Below are 22,496 nucleotides of genomic sequence, written 5' to 3' on the forward strand. Positions count from 1 at the left end.
GATATGCTTTCATCAACCAATAAATAAAGTCCTGATACGTACGGTGGTTACCTAGTTTTGACCGAACATTTTTTTCTACGGGAGCTTGCCTTTCCTTTCTGCATAAATGCCTCTTCTGAGGACTTATAAAGTGAGGAAGAAAGCACCCACCTGCATGGTGCGGGGTTCAAAACGAAGGAAAGGCTGGCGGCGTGATCGGGACTTTTTTGTGTTTTTTTCTATTTGAGAAGGATGACGGAGAACGCTGAATATGATATGATTCTTTCGATTCATTTTAAATAAAGGTGGAGTGAGGCACTTGTTACATCAGTTTTCAAGAAACGAGCTTGCCATTGGCAAGGAAGGCTTAAATATATTAAAAAACAGTACAGTTGCAGTGCTTGGAGTAGGCGGCGTAGGTTCTTTTGCAGTAGAAGCCCTTGCTCGTTCAGGTGTTGGCCGTATTGTTCTTGTTGATAAAGATGATATTGATATTACAAATGTAAATAGGCAGCTGCCAGCTTTGCTATCAACGGTTGGTCAGCCTAAAGTTGACTTAATGCAGGCAAGAATTGCTGATATTAACCCAGAATGTGAAGTTGTTGCGCTCAAAATGTTCTATACAGAAGAAACATATGAACAATTCTTTGAGTATCCACTTGATTATGTCATTGATGCATCAGATACAATTCATTATAAAATTCATTTAATGAAAGAGTGCCTGAAACGCGATGTGAACATTATTTCGAGTATGGGTGCTGCAAACAAAACAGATCCGACACGGTTTAAAATTGATGACATCTCGAAAACACATACAGACCCAATTGCAAAAGTCGTCAGAACACGCCTGCGGAAGGAAGGCATTCGTAAGGGAATTGAAGTTATTTTCTCTGATGAAAGTCCGATTGTCATTCGTGAAGATGTGAGAAAAGAAGTTGGAAATGATGAAGCGAAAATTCGTAAGGCACAAATGCCGCCATCATCCAATGCGTTTGTTCCATCTGTGGCTGGACTGATCATGGGTGGCCATGTCATTATGAAGCTTTTAAAAGATATTCCGATTACACGTGTGAAAGATAAATAAACAGCCCGCCTGCTAATATGCAGGGGGCTTTTTTTATTTCTGGCGTTTTAAATTCTCATAGACCTGTTTCAATGCACCTTCAAATTTCCCGGTTTGCTTCGGTACATAGTATTGCTTGTTTTTCAGCGGGTCAGGTAAATATTGCTGCTTCACCCAGCCGTTTTCGTAATCATGTGGGTATAAGTAATCGACGCCTCTTCCGAGTGCTGTGGCGCCTTTGTAGTGAGCATCCTTTAAATGAACTGGAACTTCACCAATTTTCCCTGTACGAATGTCACCAAGTGCCGCATCAATCGCCTTATATGCCGAATTGGACTTAGGAGAAAGACACAGCTCAATCACTGCGTTCGCCAGCGGAATCCGTGCTTCTGGGAAGCCGACTCTTTCTGCTGTTTGTACGGCGCTTAACACGCGGGGGCCTGCCTGCGGGCTGGCTAAGCCAATGTCCTCATAAGCCATCACGAGTAATCTTCTTGAAATGCTTTCAAGGTCTCCAGCTTCGATTAGTCTAGCAAGGTAATGCAGCGCCGCATCTGTATCAGATCCTCTAATGGATTTTTGAAAAGCCGAGAGGACATCATAATGAGCATCACCATTCTTGTCATGTGAGAAACTCTTTTTTTGTAAACATTCTTCTGCTGCGGCAAGAGTGATTATGATATGCCCAGTCTCATCTGCTTTTGTTGATAAGACAGCGAGTTCTAGTGCATTTAAAGCTGAACGCACGTCTCCTCCGCATCCATTGGCAAAATGATTCATCGCTTCATCGTCAACTGTCACCTCATAACCGCCAAGCCCGCGATGTTCATCCTGTAAAGCTCGAGATAATGCAGCTTTGATTTGTTCTGTTTCCAGCGGCTTCAGCTCAAATATTTGTGTCCGGCTACGGATGGCTGGGTTAATCGCATGATACGGATTAGCTGTTGTCGCGCCAATTAAAATAATCATGCCATTTTCTAAATACGGAAGAAGGAAATCCTGCTTCCCTTTATCGAGTCTGTGGACTTCGTCTAAAATCAAGATGACCTGACCACTCATTTTCGCTTCAGCGGCGACAGCTTCCATATCTTTTTTGTTATGAATCACCGCATTCAATGTACGGAAGGCAATGCTTGTACTGCCAGCGATTGCAGTGGCAATGGATGTTTTGCCGATTCCCGGCGGTCCGTATAAAATCATCGAGGACAAATGTTTTGCCTCGACCATTCGTCTAATAATTTGACCTTCTCCAACGAGATGCTCCTGCCCAATAATGTCTCCAATATGACTTGGGCGCATCCGATACGCTAAAGGTTTCATGATTATCTCTCCTAAAGCAATGTCTTGTTTGTATAGAGTACCGAAATTTCTTCAAATAGAAAAGGGATGCGTCCTCGTTTTGAGCTCAGAACCCGCAAATGAAAGTTGGCTAAAAGTATGATATAATTGCTTTTGGTCTATATAAGCGTATATGAAATCAGAAAAATAATTGATGACATAGAAATAGAAAACGCAGAGGTGTTTAACTTGAAAATTTCTACTAAAGGCAGATATGGTCTGACGATCATGATCGAATTAGCCAAAAAACATGGCGAAGGCCCTACATCATTAAAATCAATCGCTCAAAACAATGATTTGTCTGAGCATTATTTAGAGCAGCTTGTATCACCACTTCGCAATGCACGTCTTGTGAAAAGTATCCGCGGAGCGTATGGCGGCTATGTGCTTGCCCATGAGCCAAACGAGATTACAGCCGGTGATATTATTCGAGTATTAGAAGGACCTATTAGTCCTGTTGAAGTGATCGAAAACGAAGAGCCAGCAAAGCGTGCACTTTGGATTCGTATTCGTGATGCAGTAAAAGACGTACTAGACAATACAACTCTTGAAGACTTAGCAAGCTATAAAGATGATGAGGATCAAGAGGCGTATATGTTCTATATTTAGATCAGAGGTGTACCGGAAATGGAACGTATCTATTTAGATCATGCAGCCACAACGCCGATGGATCAGCGAATTGTGGACAAGATGATGCCTTACTTTACAGAGATATTTGGCAATCCCTCTAGTATTCATTCATATGGGCGCGAGGCAAGAAAGTGGCTCGATGAAGCAAGGGAAGTCATTGCAGGAGAATTACACTGTAAGCAGCAGGAGATCATCCTCACAAGCGGGGGAACAGAGGCAGACAACTTGGCCATTACAGGTGTTGCAATGGCAAGGCAGCATGAAGGAAAACATATCATCACAACAAAAACTGAGCATCATGCAGTGCTGCATACATGCGAACGCTTAGAGAAGCTTGGTTTTGATGTGACGTATTTAGATGTGGATCACACTGGATTGATTCATCTTGATCAATTAAAACAAGCACTAAGAGACGATACAATTCTGGTGACCATCATGTATGGCAATAACGAAACAGGTGTGATTCAGCCAATTAAAGAAATTGGTCAACTTTTACACGAACACACTGCTTATTTTCATACAGACGCTGTACAAGCATTTGGGACAATATCAATTGATGTCACAGAACTTCATATCGACCTCTTATCTGCGTCCGGTCATAAACTAAATGGCCCGATGGGAACAGGCTTTTTATACGTGAATGAGCGTGTAAAACTTTCTCCGCAGCTATTCGGAGGAGAACAAGAGAGAAAACGCCGTGCTGGCACTGAAAATGTGGCGGGAATCATTGGACTTGCAGAAGCAGTTCAATTAACAAAGCAAAATAGAAGAGAAAAAGCAGTGCATTATGGTAAGCTCAAAGAAGCGATGCTGCAAGTATTCGAAGAGGAATCACTCAATTTCTCTATCAATGGACATCCGAAAGAGACATTGCCGCATATTTTAAATGTCCACTTCCCGGGCGTTTCTATTGAATCGTTACTTGTGAACTTAGATATGGAAGGGATTGCTGTTTCAAGCGGGTCAGCATGTACGGCTGGATCTGTCCTTCCTTCGCACGTATTAAGCGCCATGTATGGTGAAGAAGCAAAAGAGCTGACATCCTCAGTCAGAATAAGCTTCGGTCTTGGAAATGAAGAGGAACATGTGAAGCAGGCGGCGCATAAGATAGCGGCTGTCGTGAAACGCCTAGCCAAATAAATGCTCCCTTTTGTTCGTGTGTGAAAAATGAAACAGCTAGGCACCTGAAGAACGAAACGCGCACGTTGTTTCATTGAAATTGGAGTTGATGAAGATGACAAAAAGACCTGAAGACACAAGAGTTGTGGTCGGTATGTCCGGAGGCGTCGATTCATCAGTTGCTGCGCTCATGTTAAAGGAGCAAGGCTATGATGTGATCGGCATATTTATGAAAAACTGGGATGACACAGATGAAAATGGTGTATGTACAGCAACGGAGGACTATGAGGATGTCATTCGTGTTTGTAACCAGATTGGAATCCCATATTATGCAGTGAATTTCGAGAAACAGTATTGGGACAAAGTGTTTCAATATTTTCTTGATGAATATAAAGCAGGCAGAACGCCGAATCCAGATGTCATGTGTAATAAAGAAATTAAGTTCAAAGCATTTCTTGAGCATGCATTGTCGCTTGGAGCGGATTATTTGGCAACAGGCCACTATGCCCGTGTCGACAGAACCGGCGATGAAGTGAAAATGCTAAGAGGTCTTGATACAAACAAAGACCAAACTTATTTCTTGAATCAACTGACTCAAGAACAACTTGATAAAGTGTTGTTCCCAATCGGCGATTTAGAGAAAAAAAGAGTGCGTGAATTAGCGAAAGAAGCAGAGCTCGCAACAGCAACGAAAAAAGATTCTACGGGCATCTGCTTTATTGGGGAAAGAAACTTTAAAACGTTCCTTAGCCAATATTTGCCTGCACAGCCCGGTGTGATGCAGACAATGGACGGAGAAGTAAAAGGTGAACATGATGGACTCATGTATTACACGATCGGTCAACGCCAAGGACTTGGCATTGGCGGAAGCGGTGATCCGTGGTTCGTTGTTGGGAAGGACTTAGAGAAAAATATCTTATTTGTTGAACAAGGCTTCCACAATCCGCTTTTATACTCTGAAAGTATTTCAGCTGTTAACATCAGCTGGACTCGTCCTCATATTGTCGGCGAAAACGGTGAACTCACATGCACAGCAAAATTCCGATACCGTCAAGAAGACCATCATGTAAAAGTCAAAATGACAGGTGAGCAGGAAGCAATGGTGATCTTTGATGAACCCGTCCGTGCTGTCACTCCAGGACAAGCTGTTGTTTTTTATGATGGCGAAGAATGTCTTGGCGGCGGAACCATTGACGATGTCTTTAAAGATGGCCAAAAGCTGTCGTATGTGTAACATGTGTTAAAAACCTCAACGTCGCTGTTGAGGTTTTTTAATGAAAGGATGAAGAGAGCGAATGAATCATAACGAAATCGGTATTGAAGCTTTAAATCAAGGGAACATCGAACAGGCAGCTGAAGCTTTTACGAAAGCCATTGAAGAAAGCCCAAAGGACCCGGTTCCATATATTAACTTTGCGAATTTACTTTCAAGTGTTCATGAATTTGAACGTGCTTTGAACTTCTTTCAAAAAGCCATTGAACTTGATCATACAGCAGCTGCAGCCTATTACGGAGCAGGAAATGTCTATACGATGAAAGAAGACTTTATGAAAGCGAAAGACTATTTTGAGCAAGCGCTACAAGCTGGAATGGAAAACAGTGATTTGTTTTATATGTTAGGGCAGACACTGATGAAATTAGAGCAGCCGAAGCTTGCGATGCCTTATCTTCAGCGTGCAGTTGAGCTAAACGAAGAAGATAACGAAGCAAGATTTCAATTTGGTATGTGCTTAGCGAATGAACATCTGCTGGAGGAAGCGGTCGCAGTCTTTACTGAAGTGATTACGCGAGATTCGCAGCATGCAGACGCCTTTTATAATGCAGGCGTTGCGTATGCGTATTTAGAGAAAAAGGACGAAGCGCTTGAAATGCTAGGAAAAGCCATTGAAGTGCAGCCTGATCATATGCTTGCATTGCATGCGCAAAAGCTAATTCAAGAGGCAGAATAACCGGAAGGAGGGAAGACCTGTGCAGGAACATCCAGATCAAATGAAGCTTGAAGACGAACCGTTTTTAAAAGGGACGGTTCAAGCCGTTATTTTCCATAATGAAAGTAATTTATACTCGGTGTTAAAAGTAAAAGTCATTGAAACATCAGAGAATTTAGAGGAAAAAACAGCATCTGTCACAGGCTACTTCCCAGCGCTTCATGAGGAGGAAACCTACACCTTCTATGGCAAGGTCACAAGTCATCCGAAGTTTGGCGAGCAGTTTCAAGCCACTCATTTTCAAAAGGAAGTCCCTACAACAAAACAAGGCATTATTCATTATCTCTCTAGTGACTTGTTTGAAGGGATTGGGAAAAAGACGGCGGAAGAAATCGTCGGCAAGTTAGGCAATCAGACGCTTCATCAAATTATGCGTGATCCGTCTGTGTTGTATGACGTCCCTCGCCTGTCAAAAAAGAAGGCTGATAAGCTGGCTGCCGCACTTCAAGAGCATCAGGGGCTTGAGCAAATCATGATCAGCCTGAATCAATATGGCTTTGGTCCTCAGCTTAGCATGAAGATTTACCAAGTGTACGAGAGTGAAACGTTGCAGAAAATTGAAGAAAATCCTTATCAGCTCGTCAAAGACGTAGAGGGGATTGGATTTATTAAAGCAGATGAACTCGGCGCTAGAACAGGGATATCTGGAAATGATCCAGACCGCATTCGTGCAGCCCTTTTGTATACCGTTGAGACAGCAAGCCTGCAAGACGGTCATACGTACATACAAACGAAAGATCTGATCGTCGAAACCCGTAAACTACTGAATCAAACCGGCAATGACTACAAAGTGACTGAAATGGACGTTGCCAATCAGATTATTGCACTTGGTGAAGGGAAAGACATGATCATTGAAGATGAGCGCTGTTATCATCCGTCGCTCTTTTATGCGGAGCAAAGTGTGGCAAAACGCATTCAAAAAATTGTCGCTCAAACGGAATATGCAGATCAATTTCCTGAATCAGAATTTCTGCTTGCACTCGGTGAACTGGAGGAACGGCTTGGTGTCCAGTATGCACCAACCCAAAAAGAAGCCATTCAAAAGGCACTCATGTCTCCAATGCTGCTTTTAACAGGCGGACCGGGTACAGGGAAAACGACGGTCATTAAAGGGATTGTCGAGCTTTACAGCGATCTTCACGGCGTATCTCTTGACCCGGGTGATTATAAAAAAGATGAAGCATTTCCGTTCGTGCTTGCCGCACCAACTGGACGTGCTGCGAAACGAATGACAGAATCCACTGGACTTCCTGCTGTGACCATTCACCGGTTGCTAGGCTGGAATGGATCAGAAGGCTTCTCACATGATGAAGACCAGCCGATTGAAGGAAAGCTTGTTATCATTGATGAATCGAGTATGCTGGATATTTGGCTGGCGAACCATTTGTTTAAGGCGATCCCAGATCATATTCAAGTCATTATGGTTGGAGACGAACATCAACTTCCATCTGTCGGGCCTGGTCAAGTGTTAAGAGACCTGCTTGCGTCACAAGCTATACCGGCAGTTACATTAACTGATATTTACCGGCAGGCAGACGGTTCAACAATTGTTGAGCTTGCGCATGATATGAAAAATGGTGTTTTGCCAAAGGATATTACTGCACGCTCGAAGGATCGATCCTTTATTCAATGCTCTAGTGACCAAATGAAAGAAGTCATCGAGAAAGTGGTCAGCAATGCTGCTCAAAAGGGATATTCAGCAAAGGACATTCAAGTGCTTGCCCCGATGTATAAAGGAAAAGCAGGCATTAATGAACTGAATAAAATGCTCCAGCAAATTTTGAATCCTAAAAAGCCAAAAGGAAGAGAAATTCCTTTTGGTGATGTCGTCTACCGGACAGGTGATAAGGTACTTCAGCTTGTCAATCAGCCCGAGAATAACATTTTTAATGGAGATATTGGCGAAATTGTCTCGATCTTTTATGCGAAAGAAAACACAGAAAAAGAAGATATGGCGGTCATCTCCTTTGATGGAAATGAAATCACGTTTACGAAAAAAGATTTTCATCAATTTACACACGCTTATTGTTGCTCGATTCATAAATCCCAGGGCAGTGAATTCCCAATCGTGGTGCTGCCAGTCGTGAGAAGTTATTATCGAATGCTCCGAAGAAATTTGCTTTACACGGCCATTACACGAAGTAAAAAGTTTTTAATTTTGTGCGGCGAGGAATCAGCATTAGAGTGGGGCGTGAAAAATAATGAAGACTCCCTCAGACAAACGTCTTTAACCATGCGTCTTACTGAAACGGAAGAAGTCATGGATGCTGAGCTAGCAGCCCTCCAAAAAGAACTTCCTTTCAGCGTACACGATGCCAATATTGGCATGGAGGGAATCACCCCGTTTGATTTTATGCAAGAGTAAATGGCTTCCATGGAAGCCATCATATTGTTAAACAAAGGGCTAAAATGAACTTGATTTTAGCCCTTTGTTTTTTTTTCAGCGTGAAAGAAAACCTTTGCAGCCCTAGGAAGGACAGGTACTGGCGCGGAGCGAATTTGACATTCGTGAGCACCAGCACGCAGGACTGACAAAGAATGCGAGGGTTTGTCTACACGCTGATGGCTTCCTTCATGGAAGCCATTTCTTCGTATGAGTCATAGAGGAAACGCACACGATAAGACTGTTCCGAAAAGGTGGTTGATCACATTTTGAGAACATGTCGAGAGCTTGAAGGACTGACGATCTATACAGACGAGCTGTCTCATTCACTTGGGGCGATCAAAGATATTTGCTTTTTAGCCGGCGGCAGCTGCGGGGGATATGTTTTAGATGGGAAAAAGAAAGACTGTGCTTTCATTCCATTCTCAGCTGGCGACAAACTGACAGACAAAGGTCTATATGTGAGCTACCAGAAGGGCATCGAGATAGATACCTCCGCCCCATCCTTCTTCTTTTCGAAATTAAAAAAGAAAATGATCCATACGCCAGATGGTGAAACATTAGGTGTTTTGGAAGATGTATACTTTTGCATGAATTCGGGCACAATCGTAGCATATGAACTCTCGGACGGCTTCTTTACAGAGCTATCAGGGATTCGAAAGCAGCTTCATGCTGCCGGAACCTTGATGGATGTTCAAAAGGAAGCACTTGTTCTAAACCGAACGTAAAGAGGTGCTGAATATGCTCATTTGCCCAAATTGCAAATGTAAAGACATCGGAAAAATTGGGGTCAATCAATATTATTGCTGGGGCTGTTTTATTGAATTGACACTGTCAAAAGGCAAAATATCTACTCACCAAGTGGAGGAAGACGGTACACTAAGCAGTTTAGACGACCTGTTTAGTGACGATGAACGTTCAATTCAACTATAAGTGTTAAGGGGGAATTTCGAATGGGCAAAATGACTTCTTCACTATTAACGCTTGGTGCAGGTGCACTCGCATATCACTTTGCAAGTCGATATGATATGCCATCTAAGCGGGATATGAAAAAGATGAGAAAACGAGTTATGCGAATGCTTTAAACAAAAAGGGACATCCACCATGAGCGGATGTCCTTTTTTTATGCCTGCCTGTACTCTAATCTCCGTGCAAGTATAGACAAGCTGAAGTTGACAACAAAATACATCATGGCCGCCAAGAGGAAAATAGGAAGTAAATAAGATTGGCTTTGACCATTTAAAATCTGCGCGTGATGCAATAACTCTGGAAGGGCAATCACAACGGCAAGCGATGTATCTTTTAAAAGAGAAATAAATTGACTGACAATCGGCGGGACCATTCGGCGTAACGCCTGTGGCATGATAATCATTTTTAACGTTTGAATATACGTTAAACCAGAGGACCTGGCCGCTTCGATTTGTCCTTTATCAATTGATTTTAATCCACTACGAATAATTTCTGACAGCATGGCGGATTCAAACACGGTTAAAGCCGCAATGGCAGAGGCCGTAATGCTCAGCTTAATACCGATTTCAGGCAGGGCGAAATACGTAAAAAAGATGATCAGCAAAAGCGGCAGGTTCCGAACGGTTTCAACAATGACCGCAAGCACCTTTGATAAAATAGGGATTTGTGCGAACCTCAATGTGCCAACGACTAATCCGATGATAAAGCTTAAAATGATGGAGATAAAAGCCACTTTTAAGGTGACAGCAAATCCTTCAAGTAAAAAGGCGAGATGATCGGGCTGGTAGGCACCTATAAAATCCATTGTGTTTCCTCCTTTCTAGTGGCTTCGGGCTAATCTTTTTTCTAAATAACCAACGCCTAGACTAAGCGGAATGGTCAATAGAAGATAGAACATGGCAACAAAAATGTATACATCAAATGTCACAAACGTTCTCGAAGCGATAAGGTCTCCTTGGTACATCAGATCAAACCCTGCAATGACACCTAAAATAGACGAGTTTTTCACAAGGTTGATAAATTGATTCCCAAGTGGTGGAATGACAATTTTGATGGCCTGCGGCAGAATAATATATCGCATCGTTCCGCCATATGACAGACCAGAAGCTCTAGCAGCTTCCATTTGTCCAAGCGGTACAGCTTGTATACCTGCACGAATGGCTTCAGCGATAAAAGCAGACGTATAAATGGAGAGGGCAATGGTTCCTGCTGTAAAGCCATCTGCCACAATGCCAAGTACCGGTAAACCAAAAAAGAACACAAAGGTGATCAATAATAACGGAATATTCCGAATAAATTCCACATAAGCCGTCCCTAACCAGTTGAGCGGCCTTAGTGGCGCAATTCTCATGATGGCAATGAGTGTACCGATGAAAAAGCTTCCAATCAACGCAATGACACTTGCACCAATCGTATATTTAAACCCTTCTAAATAAAGATGGAAGTTCTCAGTTAAAATGGAAAACCGCAGCAATCAGTTCACTTCCTTCCTAATCAACAGAGGAGCCGGCAAGCGGCTCTCCTGAGGGTGTTGAGGTTGATCGAGTCAATTGATTATTCTTTGATCCATTTTTTATGAATCTTGTCATACTCTCCATTGTCTTTTAATGCCTTTAACGCTTTATTAATGGCTTCTGTCAATTCTTCATCGCCTTTTTTCACAGCGATTCCATAAGGCTCATCGGTAAATGTTCCACCAACGACTTCATAATTTGAATCTTCGTCTGCCATGCCAAATAAAATTGCATTATCAGTTGTCAGAACTTGCCCTTGATTTGATTTTAAGGCTGTAAAGGCTTCTTGGTAATTTTCAAATTCTAAAACGGATGCTTCTGGTGCTTTTTCGCGAATGTTTTGAGAAGAAGTGGACCCTTTCACTGCAAGCACCTTCGTACCTTTTTTTAGATCATCAATCGATTGAATGTCGCTGCCTTTTTTCACAAGCAGTGATTGTCCTGCTTCAAAATATACGTCTGAGAAATTGACCTCTTTTTTACGCTCTTCTGTGATCGTCATTGTGGCAACAATGGCATGAATATCTCCTTTTTGCAGTAAAGGAATTCTTGTTTTAGATGTCACTTCTTTAAATTCTGCTTTTCCTTCATCACCGAGCATTTCTTTAGTGATCGCTTTTGCGATATCGATATCAAACCCTTCAATATCCCCGCTACTAGGATTTTTTAGACCGAATAAACGAGTATCGTTTTTTACACCGAAAACGATTTTTTTGTCTTTCTTAATGGCTTCTAATGAGCTGCTTTGTTTTGCATCGGTTGAGCCTTTCTCGGCAGAGCCGCAGGCAGCGAGAGCGATCATACAGCAAGTCATCAACAGTAATAGGCCAAAGCGTTTCATTTTTTTCATCAAATTCATTCCCCCTAGTGATTTAAAATACGGCTTAAAAAGAGCTGAGCGCGTTTCTCGCGCGGTTTTTCATAAAAGGCAGCTGGTGTAGATTCTTCAAGAATTCTTCCTTCATCAATAAACACAATACGGTCTGCGACTTCACGGGCAAAACCCATCTCGTGCGTGACAACGACCATTGTCATTCCTTCCCTTGCCAGCTGTTTCATCACATCTAGCACCTCACCGATCATCTCTGGATCAAGAGCTGATGTTGGTTCATCGAAAAGCATGACCTCAGGTTTCATTGCAAGTCCCCTTGCGATTGCCACACGCTGCTGCTGTCCTCCTGAGAGTCTAGAAGGGTAGGTGTCTGCTTTTTCAGGAATACCAACTTTATTTAAATAAAATTCAGCTGTTTCCTTTGCTTCTTCTTTGCTCACTTTTTTAACCTTCATCGGCGCAAGCATAATGTTTTCAAGCACCGTCTTATGCGGATAAAGATGGAAGTGCTGAAACACCATCCCGATATTTTGCCTGATGAGATTGATATTGGTTTTCGGATGCTGAACAGACACTTGATTGACAAGGACTTTTCCTTCATCAATGCTTTCAAGACGATTGATACACCTGAGCATCGTGCTTTTTCCAGATCCTGAAGGACCGATGATCACAACAACCTCACCTTTTTGAATATGTAGGTTAATGTCCTTAAGTACATGGAACTGGCCGTAATGCTTGTTGACTTCTTCGAATGTGATCATGAAGAACCTCCTCTTCTAATGATTGAGCTAAAGCGGATTCTAGCATAAATGAGGTGAAAATAAGAAAATAATGGAATATTTTCTAACGAGATTTTTACAGCAAACAGTGACTTTGGATGGAGCCGTATGTTTCATGTGTATTCATTTTTAACAAAGTTAGGACAAATTTTATTTACATGGATAATTGCAGAAGTTGGTTAAACAATAAGAAGAGAGGTGAAAAAGGTGAAGAAACGTCCGATCGAGTTTCTAATATATGCTGCAGGTGTACTGCTTGTCCTTGCGTCTTTACTCATTTTGGTTCAGCTCGACGAGTTATGGATGCCTATTTTTTTATTGCTTAAAGCGGTTTTGATCCCGCTTCTTATCGCTATTTTTATTTCTTATCTTCTTTATCCAATTGTTGAAAGACTACATAAGCGAGGTTTGCCAAGGACGGTCAGTCTCTTATTGATATATGTGCTGTTTTTTGGCGGCATTGGTTTGGCTGTGTATAAAGGGGCACCGGTTTTAATCGCTCAGTTAAATGAATTGTCGGAGCAAATTCCCATGCTTGCCGAAACGTATAATGGTGCTTTATCACATGTTCATCGTCATACAAGCCACTGGCCTGATGGACTGCATGAACGGCTGGATCGTTTTATTGTCCAATCTGAAACGTATGCCGCAAATGGGGCAGAGCGGATGATTCTTAGCTGTAAAGTACTGCTTGATTACGCCTTAGTTGCTGCACTTATTCCTTTTCTTGTCTTTTATATGGTGAAAGATATGAACACGATGAAGCGGGCAGCATGGTATTTAACCCCGCCAAGCTTCCGAAAAAGGGGACATGCCTTTGTGAAAGCAGTGGATGACTCACTTGGGGATTATATTAGAGGGCAATTGCTTGTCTGTTCTTTAATTGGAGGTGCTGCCGCCATTGTTCTTTGGCTGTTTCATATTCCATATCCGCTTGTACTAGGTATGTTAATCGGCGCAACGAATGTCATTCCGTATTTTGGTCCGATTATTGGAGCGATTCCAGCTGTCTTTATCGCTTTTACCATCTCAGTGAAGTCAGTGATCATTGTGCTAATTACAGTAGCCGTGCTTCAATTTTTAGAAAGCAATGTACTGAGTCCGATCATTGTCGGGAGAAGCCTGCATATGCATCCTGTCGTAATCATGCTGGTGTTACTCGCTGGAGGTGAGCTGTTTGGCTTGATTGGAATGATTTTAGCCGTGCCGTCCGCAGCCATTATGAGGGTCATTATTGTGCAATATATTCACATGAGACGAAGCGTTCATTGACAAGACGAGCCGAGTTGTCTATAATAATTTCGATTCATACATATTGAATTCAATGACGGACCCGAGTACGTTAAAAAGCTGTTGCAGAGAGAGGCTTTGTTTGCTGAGAAAAGCCTTATCAGACCTTTAACGGAAGCTAGTCCCGAGTGCAGATAAACACTGCCGCTCTCTTCCGGCGTTATCGGATGTGAAGGTGATAGACGCATATGTCTATAATCAGGGTGGTACCGCGAGAGCATCTCGTCCCTGTGTAAGTAGTTTTTTGCTTGCATAGGGCGGGATGTTTTTTCGTTTGTTTGAAGATTGAGAATAAAAAAGGGAGGATTTATGATGAAAACTTTAACTTCAGCTCAAGTACGTCAAATGTTTTTAGATTTTTTTAAAGAAAAAGGACATGCTGTCGAACCGAGTGCGTCCCTCGTACCGCATGACGATCCAACACTTTTATGGATTAACAGCGGGGTGGCAACATTAAAGAAATACTTCGATGGCCGCGTCGTGCCTGAGAATCCACGTATATGCAACGCACAAAAATCAATTCGTACAAATGACATTGAAAATGTAGGGAAAACAGCACGCCATCATACGTTTTTTGAAATGCTGGGCAACTTCTCTATTGGAGACTATTTCAAAGAAGAGGCAATCGAATGGGCTTGGGAATTCCTCACAAGTGACGAGTGGATTGGCTTTGATCCGAATCTGTTATCTGTAACGGTACATCCAGAGGATGAAGAAGCATATGTTCTTTGGAGAGATAAAATGGGTGTCCCTGAGGAACGAATTATTCGTCTAGAGGGCAACTTCTGGGATATTGGCGAGGGGCCAAGTGGTCCGAATACAGAAATTTTCTATGATCGCGGCGAAGCATATGGCAACGACATGAACGACCCTGAATTATATCCAGGCGGAGAAAATGAACGTTATCTAGAAGTATGGAATCTTGTTTTTTCTGAATTTAACCATAATCCAGATGGTACATATACACCGCTTCCGAAGAAAAACATTGATACAGGAATGGGTCTTGAGCGTATGGTCTCTGTGATTCAAAACGTACCGACGAACTTTGATACAGACCTGTTCATGCCGATTATTCGTGCAGTAGAAACGATTTCTGGAGAAAGCTATGGGGAGTCAAAAGAAAAAGACACAGCATTTAAAGTCATTGCTGACCATATTCGTACTGTTGCCTTTGCCGTCAGTGACGGAGCACTTCCTTCTAATGAAGGCCGAGGTTATGTGTTAAGACGTTTGCTGCGCCGTGCTGTGCGTTATGCAAAAACGATCCATATCCACCGTCCATTCATGTATGATCTAGTTCCAGTTGTTGCGGAGATCATGAAGGATTTCTATCCAGATGTTCAAGCAAAAGAAGAATTTATTGCAAAAGTGATCAAAAATGAAGAAGAGCGTTTCCATGAGACACTGAATGAAGGGTTAGCCATTTTATCAGAAGTGATCAAAAAAGAACGAGACAATGGCAGCTCACAAATTTCCGGTAAAGATGTGTTTAAGCTTTATGACACATATGGATTCCCGGTCGAACTCACAGAAGAATATGCTGAAGATGAGAACATGACAGTCGATCGTGAAGGCTTCCAGCTAGAAATGGAGAAGCAGCGTGAACGTGCAAGAAATGCCAGACAAGATGTGGGCAGTATGCAGGTTCAAGGCGGGGCTTTAGGCGATATAAAAGCAGAAAGTACGTTTGTTGGCTACGAAAATTTAACTGCAGATGCTCGTATTATCGAATTGCTTCAAAACGGTGAAATTGTCACAGAAGCACACGAAGGGGAAACGGTGCAAATTTTATTAGATGAAACACCTTTCTATGCGGAAAGCGGCGGACAAGTGGCGGATAAAGGAACGTTAAAAAGTGCCGAAGCGATCATTGATATCAAAGATGTGAAAAAGGCGCCAAACGGCCAGCATGTCCACGAAGGAGTCGTCGTAAGTGGTACGGTTCAAAAAGGCATTGAAGTCACTGCAGAAGTCGAATCAGCGCTTCGAAAAGGCATTGTGAAAAATCACACAGCGACACATCTTTTGCACCAAGCGCTAAAAGATGTATTGGGTAGCCACGTTAACCAAGCGGGTTCACTTGTGAATGAAAACAGACTTCGCTTTGACTTTTCTCACTTTGGACAAGTAACAAAAGAAGAATTGTCACAAATTGAAAAAATCGTCAACGAAAAGATTTGGGAAGGCATTTCGGTTGCCATTGACCTGAAACCAATTGCTGAAGCAAAAGAAATGGGCGCAATGGCGCTGTTTGGCGAGAAGTATGGCGATATTGTCCGTGTTGTGCAAGTGGGTGATTACAGCATCGAGTTATGCGGAGGCTGTCACGTTCAAAACACTGCGGAGATTGGATTGTTTAAAATTGCATCTGAATCGGGTATTGGTGCTGGAACACGCCGTATTGAGGCTGTAACAGGTAAAGGTGCTTATGAAGAATTAAATGATCAGCTTGCGATTTTAGAAAAGGCAGCTAATGAACTGAAATCAAATACAAAAGATGTACCAAAACGCATCGCTTCCTTGCAGGCTGATTTAAAAGAAGTTCAAAGAGAAAACGAATCACTTCTTGCGAAATTAAGTCAAGCAGAAGCTGGCTCTATTTTGGAAAAAGTTATCGAAGTTGGCGGAGTGAACGTGTTAACTGAAAAAGTAAACGCCAAAGACATGAACCATTTAAGAACGATGGTTGATGACTTAAAAGCGAAATTAGGTTCAGCTGTCATCGTACTTGGTGCCGTTCAAAATGGAAAAGTCAACATTTCAGCCGGTGTGACAAAAGATGTCATTGAAAAAGGTCTTCATGCAGGAAAACTTGTGAAGCAGGCAGCTGAAATTTGCGGCGGAGGCGGAGGCGGACGCCCAGATATGGCACAAGCAGGCGGGAAACAGCCAGAAAAGCTTGAAGAAGCACTGGCAACTGTCGAAGAATCTGTCAAATCCGTTTTATAATCAGTCAATGTAGTGTAGAATAATGGTATTAGATGAGCGGTTAGAAAAAAGCTTGCTAGTAGAATGTTGGAAGAGAGGTGCAAGAAGCAGTGAGTTCATTTGATAAGACAATGAAGTTTAACTTCTCTGATGATTCAGCTGAAACCAATGTGAATGAAGTGCTCATAACAGTTTATGACGCACTCCAAGAAAAAGGATACAACCCGATCAATCAAATTGTCGGATACTTGCTGTCAGGCGACCCTGCTTATATTCCAAGACATCAGGATGCACGCAACCTAATTCGTAAACTAGAACGAGACGAATTAATTGAGGAATTGGTTAAATCGTACTTAGAGACACATAAAGAGGCGTAAAACATGAGAATTTTAGGCTTAGATTTAGGCACGAAAACCCTTGGTGTGGCAATCAGTGATGAAATGGGATGGACAGCTCAAGGGATTGAAACCATTAAAATTGATGAAGCAGGCGGAGACTTTGGTCTCAGCCGCCTGTCTGAGATCGTCTCGCAATATGGAACGGATAAAATTGTCCTTGGTTTTCCAAAAAATATGAACGGTACGGTCGGTCCAAGAGGCGAGGCCAGCCAATCATTTGCGAAAGTGTTAGAAAACACGTACAATGTTCCTGTTGTGCTTTGGGACGAGCGTCTGTCAACGATGGCAGCAGAAAAAATGCTCATCTCTGCAGATGTGAGCAGACAAAAGCGTAAAAAAGTCATTGATAAAATGGCGGCTGTTATGATCCTTCAAGGGTACTTAGACAGCTTAAATTAAAATGAGGTGAATCAAATGGAACACGGAGAAAAGCAAATTACAATCGTTGATGATAATGGAAATGAGCAGCTTTGCGAAGTACTATTTACTTTTGAAAGCGACCATTTTAACAAATCATATGTTCTTTACTACCCAATTTCTGAACAAGATAACGAAGAAATTGAAATTCATGCATCAAGCTTCACACCAAATGAAGACGGTGAAGATGGCGAATTAGAGCCAATTGAAACGGATGAAGAGTGGGACATGATTGAAGAAACGTTAAATACGTTCTTAGATCAAGAAGACGAAGAAGAATAGAACGAATAAAAGGCCTGTGAAGCAGATGAGAGTTATCTGCATGATCACAGGCCTTTTTTATTTATGGAAGCTTTGAAGTGATGGTTAACTTTTGATTATTTCGTTGTGCATTTTGAAAGTTAAGTAAATAAAGACCATGATCAAATGTTAAATGAAAATGATTTTCTTTCTTTAGTGAACCAATTTTTTTGATGGAATCGTTCTTCTCTTTAAGTATCGTGTAACCACTCTTTTTAGGTTCATCTGTTTCGACGAAAAATCGATTATGATCATCAATCACGATCGATCCGATACCCGAGTCAGTGTTCTTAATTAGTTTAGATTGTTTTGTGTTTATGTCATAAAAGATTAATTGGCTTTTATTGATTGTTCCTTCCGAGTCAGTAAAAGCCTTCTCGTAAACAAATTGATGGTCGTTAATGAGTTGACTATTATTGATTAAACTTTGATTTAATGGGATTTTTTTAAGCGACTCAGTAGTCAGATTGTAAATGTATGCTTGCTGCTTTCCATTGTCTTTATTAAAAAAGAGAAGCTTATCATTGTGAACAGAGAGATGGGCGTTATTCATTGAGTCTAGTTTAAAGAGCTTTTTTGTCTGCTTTTTTTTGAGATCTTTCATATAAATGTGAGTAGCATCCTTTTCTTCATCATGAGATATCCACACTGCACGATGACCTGTTAATTCAAGAGTGTCACTTAATGTCTCCGAAGTGTTATTCTTTTTGATCGACTCTATCTCTTGTGTGCTCAAATTCATGACGTAATAATTCATCTGTCCGCCTAATTCATCACTGTCAATCCAAACGACCCAGTCTTTATTAGCTTTTAAACCTTGAATGGAAGAACGCTCGAAAGTGGTTGTAAATAGTATGTTGCTTTTCTGTGTCTTTCTATTAAATTCAACTACTTTATTTGCCATCTTTGAAGGACTATGGTCATCTACACTTAAAAATAAACGATCTCCAATGGCTGAAACAGAGTTTGTCACAAGATAGTTGAGCATAGTTGTATGACCAAATTCTTTGTCCTCAATTTTAAACTCTATTTTATGATCTTCTGAAACGGTCTTTTTTTGACTACATCCGCCTAGATATAAAAGAGTTACTGAACCAATTAGTATCATTAAAATATAAAAGATTTTACGCAAAATGTGTTTCCTCCAGTATGTACTTTCACTAAGATATAGGTATTAATGAAATATATCCTTATCAAGAAAATAATAGCATTTAGTTAATCAGGAAATAAATAGATCTACAGTTAATTTAAGTTTAATTTAAAGACATGATGTTAATGCCGACATTCAATTTCAAGCCTAGAGGAATTAAAGTTTTATATTAAGTTAATTCTTTTTTACACCCATTATGTCAACTTTAAATTATTTTAAGTTGACATAATGGACTGTACCTTTTACGCTATTTTTAATAATGAATCGAGTGAGGGGTATGAAAATTGAAAATTCACGATATGATGCAAATGGCATTAATGACAGCAGTTATTGGGATGTTAGGATTAATTCCGCCTATTTTTCTTGCGTTTACACCTGTACCAATCACCTTACAAACCGCAGGTCTTTTGCTTGCTGGAGGGCTGTTAAAACCAAAGCAAGCGCTGATTAGTTTACTTCTGTTTCTTCTAATAGTGGCAGCAGGCGCACCTCTTTTATCTGGAGGGAGAGGCGGAATAGGGGTCTTTTTTGGGCCAAGCGGTGGTTTTTTACTTGCTTATCCAGTGGCTGCCTTTATGATCAGCCTGTGGCTGAACCGGCTGAAGAAAGTGACGGCCTTACGCCTATTTTTGATCTATGCGGTATGCAGTATCGGGATATTATATATAGGCGGAATTCCCTTTCAAGCCATGATGATGCATATAAAGATCACGCAAGCAGCTCTGTTCAGCGTCATTTATTTACCGGGTGATCTGATCAAAGCAGGAATATGTGCCGTCTTCACGGTGAAAATCATTCAAGCGATGTCATATCGAAAAAGGGACTTACATAGAGGGAGGCGAGCAGTTTGATGAGAATAACGGAAAGCTATGCAGCTCATGCAAAAGTGAAGCCAGGTCAGATGGCGATCATAGATGAAAAAGAGAAGATCACTTATGAAGAATGGCATAAGCGTGTACAGTCATCTGCACAATGGTTAAAAGAAATGCCTCATCAGCAAAAAAGAGTCGCTTTTTTAGTATCAAATGGTGTTCCGTTTCTTCAACTATTTGCTGGCGCAGCTTCTGCAGGATGGACAGCGGTGCCTCTTGATCCGCGGTGGAGTAACAAGGAATGCGCGGAAAAGCTCTTATTAAGCGACGCGGACCTTGTCATTGTGGAAGATCGATATATCAAAAGGATTGAAAAGTACAAGCTGGATATGCCAGTGTTCTCTTTATCTGAATGGAAAGAAAGAATCAGTCTCAGCATAAACGTTCAATCGAACAAAGGTGAACCGGAGGAAGATCCTGCTTTTTATATGGGGTTTACTTCAGGATCAACGGGATCGCCCAAAGCCTTCATAAGACGCCAGCAGTCATGGATCGAGAGCTTTCAAATGACAACATCCGTCTTTGGGATCACACATCAAGACCATGTGCTGATTTTAGGTACACTTTTATCCTCTCATTTTTTATATGGGGCGATCAGCACACTTTATTTCGGCGGCACCGTGACATTGTTAGAAAAATTTGTGCCAGAGAAAGCAAAGAAAACCTTAGAAAGAGGAGACATCACGGCTATTTATACGGTTCCGACTATGACAGAAGCGTTACTGCAAATGGATGCTTTCGGAAAGAATCCGCTTCTTGTCCTATCGTCTGGTGCAGATTGGGGAAGCTCTTCAAAAAAACAGCTCGTCAACCGCTATCCCCGCATCACATTTTTTGATTTTTATGGGACATCAGAATTGAGTTTTGTCTCCTATTTATCTTCAGATGATTTTTTGCAAAAGCCTACTTCTGTCGGAAAGCCATTTCCTTCTATTCAGGTTGAAGTCAGGAGGGCAGATCAAACCGTTTGTAAGCCAAATGAAATCGGGAGAATTTATGTGAAAAGCCCAATGTCTTTTTCAGGCTATTTACAAGATGAAAAGCCGACCAAAGAGTGGCTGACGGTTTATGACATGGGGTGGCTCGACGCGGATGGTTACTTGTATATGAGCGGCCGCGAGAATGGCATGATTGTCTATGGGGGACTGAATATTTTTCCAGAGGAAATTGAGCGTGTGCTGAATGAACAGCCAGAGGTGAATCGGTCAATCGTGATTGGACTTCCTGATCCATATTGGGGCGAAATCCCTGTTGCCATTATTGAGAATGTACAGCAAACAAAAACCATTCGGCAAGCTGTAAAAGAAACATTAGCGGCATACAAAGTACCAAAAAAATGGCTCGTCACGGACAAAATGATCGAAACATCAGGAGGGAAAATCGCTCGTGCCAGTATGAAAAAGTGGGCGGAGGAACAACTATTATGCAAGCCGTGATCGTACAAGCGAAGCGGACGCCCTTCGGTGAGAAAAATGGAATGTTGAAGGATTACCGGCCAGAGCATCTAGCTGCGCCCTTGATCCAGCATTTTTCAAACGTGACCAAGCCAGATGACATCATTTTAGGCAATGTCGTCGGGGGTGGTGGCAACATTGCCCGTCTGTCCTCGTTAGAAGCAGGGCTTTCATTACATATTCCGGGTATGATCATTGATAGGCAGTGTGCTTCCGGTCTTGAAGCCATTAGAACGGCGTGCATTATGATTCAGTCGGGGGAGGGATCAATGTATATCGCTGGTGGAACGGAAAGCATTTCTAGGTCACCAATGAAAGAAAGGGCTCGCTTTTCTCCAGAGTGGATAGGAGACCCTCATATGGGGGAAGCGGCAGAGCTGACGGCGTCGAGATTTTCAGTTGCGAGACAAGAGCAAGATGACTATGCACTTTTAAGCTGGGAACGAAGTATAACCGCATTCAAGCAAGGAACGTATTCAGAAGAAATTGTTCCGATTAGCGGGCTGAGTACAGATGAAGCGGCAGCTAAAATAAGACCGATTGCAAGCTTGATAAAGCGGGCAAAACCTGTCTTTTTACCAGGAAAAGGTACTGTGACTGTGACCAATAGCTGTAAAGAAGCAGATGGTGCAGCTGCCGTCGTTGTGATGGAAAGAGCGGAAGCGGAGGCAAAAGGCTTCAGCCCTATGCTGCGGTATATCGGGAGTGCCGTGACCGCTATAGACCCGCATTATCCTGCTGCTTCACCAATTGATGCAATCAAGAAACTTTTACATAAAGAACAGGTGAAGATAGAAGATGTTGCACTTTTTGAAATCAATGAAGCGTTTGCGCTCAAAGTAGTGCTCATTGCCCGGACACTAGGTATTCCTTATGACCGTATCAATAAAAGAGGCGGTGCGCTTTGTCTTGGGCATCCATATAGCGCCTCGGGAGCTGCTATGATGGTGAGACTGTTTTACGAAGCCCGCGCCTTACCGAATGGAAGTTATGTCATGGCTGCAATTGGCAGTGGAGGCGGTGTCGGTTTAGCCACACTATGGCAAGTTCTGTCATGACATGCATGAGCAAGTAATTGCCGAACTCCGTCGAA

General features: G+C 42.0%; 23 protein-coding genes, 1 other RNA gene and 1 other annotated feature. Of the genes, 18 read left to right on the top strand and 6 right to left on the bottom strand.

All coding sequences use genetic code 11. The features are described from left to right. Positions 1-25: 25 nt before the first annotated feature. Positions 26-206, top strand: a non-coding RNA gene (gene ssrS / locus ACTJKA_RS03250) — 6S RNA. 92 nt (positions 207-298) lie between these two features. After that, the gene (locus tag ACTJKA_RS03255) at positions 299-1,063 is read left to right on the top strand and encodes a tRNA threonylcarbamoyladenosine dehydratase (protein ID WP_008342718.1); all 765 of its coding nucleotides are present in this window, start codon (positions 299-301) and stop codon (positions 1,061-1,063) included. Positions 1,064-1,096: 33 nt separating this feature from the next. On the opposite strand, the gene ACTJKA_RS03260 is transcribed toward ACTJKA_RS03255, so the two are convergent. Continuing rightward, positions 1,097-2,362 carry a replication-associated recombination protein A gene (locus ACTJKA_RS03260; protein WP_350386236.1) on the bottom strand — a complete coding sequence of 422 codons (1,266 nt, stop codon included), beginning with the start codon at positions 2,360-2,362 and terminating at the stop codon, positions 1,097-1,099. Positions 2,363-2,569: 207 nt separating this feature from the next. Here ACTJKA_RS03260 and cymR point away from each other — a divergent pair, with 207 nt between their 5' ends. From cymR to ACTJKA_RS03300, 8 genes are all read left to right on the top strand, one after another. Continuing rightward, positions 2,570-2,989 carry a cysteine metabolism transcriptional regulator CymR gene (gene cymR / locus ACTJKA_RS03265; protein WP_008342713.1) on the top strand — a complete coding sequence of 140 codons (420 nt, stop codon included), beginning with the start codon at positions 2,570-2,572 and terminating at the stop codon, positions 2,987-2,989. Between the two features lie 18 nt (positions 2,990-3,007). After that, positions 3,008-4,150 (top strand): cysteine desulfurase family protein, encoded by a 1,143-nt coding sequence (locus tag ACTJKA_RS03270; protein ID WP_008342711.1) that lies wholly within the window; start codon positions 3,008-3,010, stop codon positions 4,148-4,150. 94 nt (positions 4,151-4,244) lie between these two features. Next, positions 4,245-5,363: a tRNA 2-thiouridine(34) synthase MnmA gene (mnmA, locus tag ACTJKA_RS03275; RefSeq protein ID WP_008342709.1), complete on the top strand. Its 1,119-nt coding sequence runs from the start codon at positions 4,245-4,247 to the stop codon at positions 5,361-5,363. 61 nt (positions 5,364-5,424) lie between these two features. Further along, on the top strand, positions 5,425-6,078 hold the full coding sequence (locus ACTJKA_RS03280; RefSeq protein WP_108611464.1) for a tetratricopeptide repeat protein: 654 nt from the start codon (positions 5,425-5,427) through the stop codon (positions 6,076-6,078). Between the two features lie 19 nt (positions 6,079-6,097). Next, on the top strand, positions 6,098-8,482 hold the full coding sequence (gene recD2 / locus ACTJKA_RS03285; RefSeq protein WP_057079263.1) for an SF1B family DNA helicase RecD2: 2,385 nt from the start codon (positions 6,098-6,100) through the stop codon (positions 8,480-8,482). A gap of 287 nt (positions 8,483-8,769) precedes the next feature. Continuing rightward, complete coding sequence (locus tag ACTJKA_RS03290) at positions 8,770-9,228, top strand: PRC-barrel domain-containing protein (RefSeq protein ID WP_336750311.1); 459 nt, start codon at positions 8,770-8,772, stop codon at positions 9,226-9,228. A gap of 13 nt (positions 9,229-9,241) precedes the next feature. Further along, positions 9,242-9,433, top strand: coding sequence for a hypothetical protein (locus ACTJKA_RS03295; RefSeq protein WP_003216308.1), 192 nt, complete (start codon positions 9,242-9,244; stop codon positions 9,431-9,433). A 20-nt stretch (positions 9,434-9,453) separates the two neighbouring features. After that, positions 9,454-9,585, top strand: coding sequence for a YrzQ family protein (locus tag ACTJKA_RS03300; protein ID WP_008342695.1), 132 nt, complete (start codon positions 9,454-9,456; stop codon positions 9,583-9,585). Positions 9,586-9,623: 38 nt separating this feature from the next. Here the strand turns inward: ACTJKA_RS03300 and ACTJKA_RS03305 are convergent, their stop codons facing one another. The 4 genes from ACTJKA_RS03305 to ACTJKA_RS03320 form a co-directional block, all read right to left on the bottom strand. After that, on the bottom strand, positions 9,624-10,274 hold the full coding sequence (locus ACTJKA_RS03305) for an amino acid ABC transporter permease (RefSeq protein ID WP_008342693.1): 651 nt from the start codon (positions 10,272-10,274) through the stop codon (positions 9,624-9,626). A 15-nt stretch (positions 10,275-10,289) separates the two neighbouring features. Next, the gene (locus tag ACTJKA_RS03310) at positions 10,290-10,943 is read right to left on the bottom strand and encodes an amino acid ABC transporter permease (protein WP_007501460.1); all 654 of its coding nucleotides are present in this window, start codon (positions 10,941-10,943) and stop codon (positions 10,290-10,292) included. 80 nt (positions 10,944-11,023) lie between these two features. Next, a complete protein-coding gene (locus ACTJKA_RS03315; protein WP_017367698.1) occupies positions 11,024-11,833 on the bottom strand; it encodes a transporter substrate-binding domain-containing protein in 810 nt (269 codons plus the stop codon). Between the two features lie 14 nt (positions 11,834-11,847). Further along, a complete protein-coding gene (locus ACTJKA_RS03320; RefSeq protein WP_007501456.1) occupies positions 11,848-12,576 on the bottom strand; it encodes an amino acid ABC transporter ATP-binding protein in 729 nt (242 codons plus the stop codon). Positions 12,577-12,801: 225 nt separating this feature from the next. Here ACTJKA_RS03320 and ACTJKA_RS03325 point away from each other — a divergent pair, with 225 nt between their 5' ends. From ACTJKA_RS03325 to ACTJKA_RS03345, 5 genes are all read left to right on the top strand, one after another. Further along, entirely contained in the window at positions 12,802-13,866 is a 1,065-nt protein-coding gene (locus tag ACTJKA_RS03325; protein ID WP_017358104.1) for an AI-2E family transporter, read from the top strand. Between the two features lie 43 nt (positions 13,867-13,909). Next, positions 13,910-14,117 (top strand) — a binding site (T-box leader). Positions 14,118-14,196: 79 nt separating this feature from the next. After that, positions 14,197-16,833: an alanine--tRNA ligase gene (gene alaS, locus ACTJKA_RS03330; protein WP_017358103.1), complete on the top strand. Its 2,637-nt coding sequence runs from the start codon at positions 14,197-14,199 to the stop codon at positions 16,831-16,833. An 89-nt stretch (positions 16,834-16,922) separates the two neighbouring features. Continuing rightward, complete coding sequence (locus ACTJKA_RS03335) at positions 16,923-17,189, top strand: IreB family regulatory phosphoprotein (protein ID WP_024718370.1); 267 nt, start codon at positions 16,923-16,925, stop codon at positions 17,187-17,189. A gap of 3 nt (positions 17,190-17,192) precedes the next feature. After that, the gene (ruvX, locus tag ACTJKA_RS03340; RefSeq protein ID WP_003216519.1) at positions 17,193-17,609 is read left to right on the top strand and encodes a Holliday junction resolvase RuvX; all 417 of its coding nucleotides are present in this window, start codon (positions 17,193-17,195) and stop codon (positions 17,607-17,609) included. Between the two features lie 15 nt (positions 17,610-17,624). Continuing rightward, the gene (locus ACTJKA_RS03345) at positions 17,625-17,909 is read left to right on the top strand and encodes a DUF1292 domain-containing protein (RefSeq protein ID WP_017358102.1); all 285 of its coding nucleotides are present in this window, start codon (positions 17,625-17,627) and stop codon (positions 17,907-17,909) included. 61 nt (positions 17,910-17,970) lie between these two features. Here the strand turns inward: ACTJKA_RS03345 and ACTJKA_RS03350 are convergent, their stop codons facing one another. Continuing rightward, a complete protein-coding gene (locus ACTJKA_RS03350; protein WP_099497018.1) occupies positions 17,971-19,059 on the bottom strand; it encodes a hypothetical protein in 1,089 nt (362 codons plus the stop codon). A 302-nt stretch (positions 19,060-19,361) separates the two neighbouring features. On the opposite strand from ACTJKA_RS03350, the gene ACTJKA_RS03355 reads away from it, so the two are divergent. The 3 genes from ACTJKA_RS03355 to ACTJKA_RS03365 are packed head-to-tail and all read left to right on the top strand — an operon-like array spanning position 19,362 to position 22,461. Beyond that, complete coding sequence (locus ACTJKA_RS03355) at positions 19,362-19,928, top strand: biotin transporter BioY (RefSeq protein ID WP_007501449.1); 567 nt, start codon at positions 19,362-19,364, stop codon at positions 19,926-19,928. Beyond that, entirely contained in the window at positions 19,928-21,385 is a 1,458-nt protein-coding gene (locus tag ACTJKA_RS03360; protein ID WP_440607641.1) for an acyl-CoA synthetase, read from the top strand. The genes ACTJKA_RS03355 and ACTJKA_RS03360 overlap by 1 nt, the downstream gene beginning before the upstream one ends. Next, a complete protein-coding gene (locus tag ACTJKA_RS03365) occupies positions 21,373-22,461 on the top strand; it encodes an acetyl-CoA C-acyltransferase (RefSeq protein WP_144684057.1) in 1,089 nt (362 codons plus the stop codon). Before ACTJKA_RS03360 ends, ACTJKA_RS03365 begins: the two co-directional genes overlap by 13 nt. The last annotated feature ends 35 nt before the right edge of the window (positions 22,462-22,496 follow it).

It is taken from the genome of Bacillus sp. 22190 (genome assembly GCF_052045575.1).
Taxonomy (GTDB): Bacteria; Bacillota; Bacilli; order Bacillales; family Bacillaceae; genus Bacillus; species Bacillus altitudinis.

Coding starts and splice junctions, on each gene's coding strand:
- mnmA (WP_008342709.1), top strand. CDS start 4,245: ATGACAAAAAGACCTGAAGACACAAGAGTTGTGGTCGGTATGTCCGGA.
- ACTJKA_RS03295 (WP_003216308.1), top strand. CDS start 9,242: ATGCTCATTTGCCCAAATTGCAAATGTAAAGACATCGGAAAAATTGGG.
- ACTJKA_RS03305 (WP_008342693.1), bottom strand. CDS start 10,274: ATGGATTTTATAGGTGCCTACCAGCCCGATCATCTCGCCTTTTTACTT.
- ACTJKA_RS03280 (WP_108611464.1), top strand. CDS start 5,425: ATGAATCATAACGAAATCGGTATTGAAGCTTTAAATCAAGGGAACATC.
- ACTJKA_RS03315 (WP_017367698.1), bottom strand. CDS start 11,833: ATGAAAAAAATGAAACGCTTTGGCCTATTACTGTTGATGACTTGCTGT.
- ACTJKA_RS03300 (WP_008342695.1), top strand. CDS start 9,454: ATGGGCAAAATGACTTCTTCACTATTAACGCTTGGTGCAGGTGCACTC.
- ACTJKA_RS03365 (WP_144684057.1), top strand. CDS start 21,373: ATGCAAGCCGTGATCGTACAAGCGAAGCGGACGCCCTTCGGTGAGAAA.
- alaS (WP_017358103.1), top strand. CDS start 14,197: ATGAAAACTTTAACTTCAGCTCAAGTACGTCAAATGTTTTTAGATTTT.
- ACTJKA_RS03360 (WP_440607641.1), top strand. CDS start 19,928: ATGAGAATAACGGAAAGCTATGCAGCTCATGCAAAAGTGAAGCCAGGT.
- ACTJKA_RS03320 (WP_007501456.1), bottom strand. CDS start 12,576: ATGATCACATTCGAAGAAGTCAACAAGCATTACGGCCAGTTCCATGTA.
- ACTJKA_RS03345 (WP_017358102.1), top strand. CDS start 17,625: ATGGAACACGGAGAAAAGCAAATTACAATCGTTGATGATAATGGAAAT.
- ruvX (WP_003216519.1), top strand. CDS start 17,193: ATGAGAATTTTAGGCTTAGATTTAGGCACGAAAACCCTTGGTGTGGCA.
- ACTJKA_RS03270 (WP_008342711.1), top strand. CDS start 3,008: ATGGAACGTATCTATTTAGATCATGCAGCCACAACGCCGATGGATCAG.
- ACTJKA_RS03260 (WP_350386236.1), bottom strand. CDS start 2,362: ATGAAACCTTTAGCGTATCGGATGCGCCCAAGTCATATTGGAGACATT.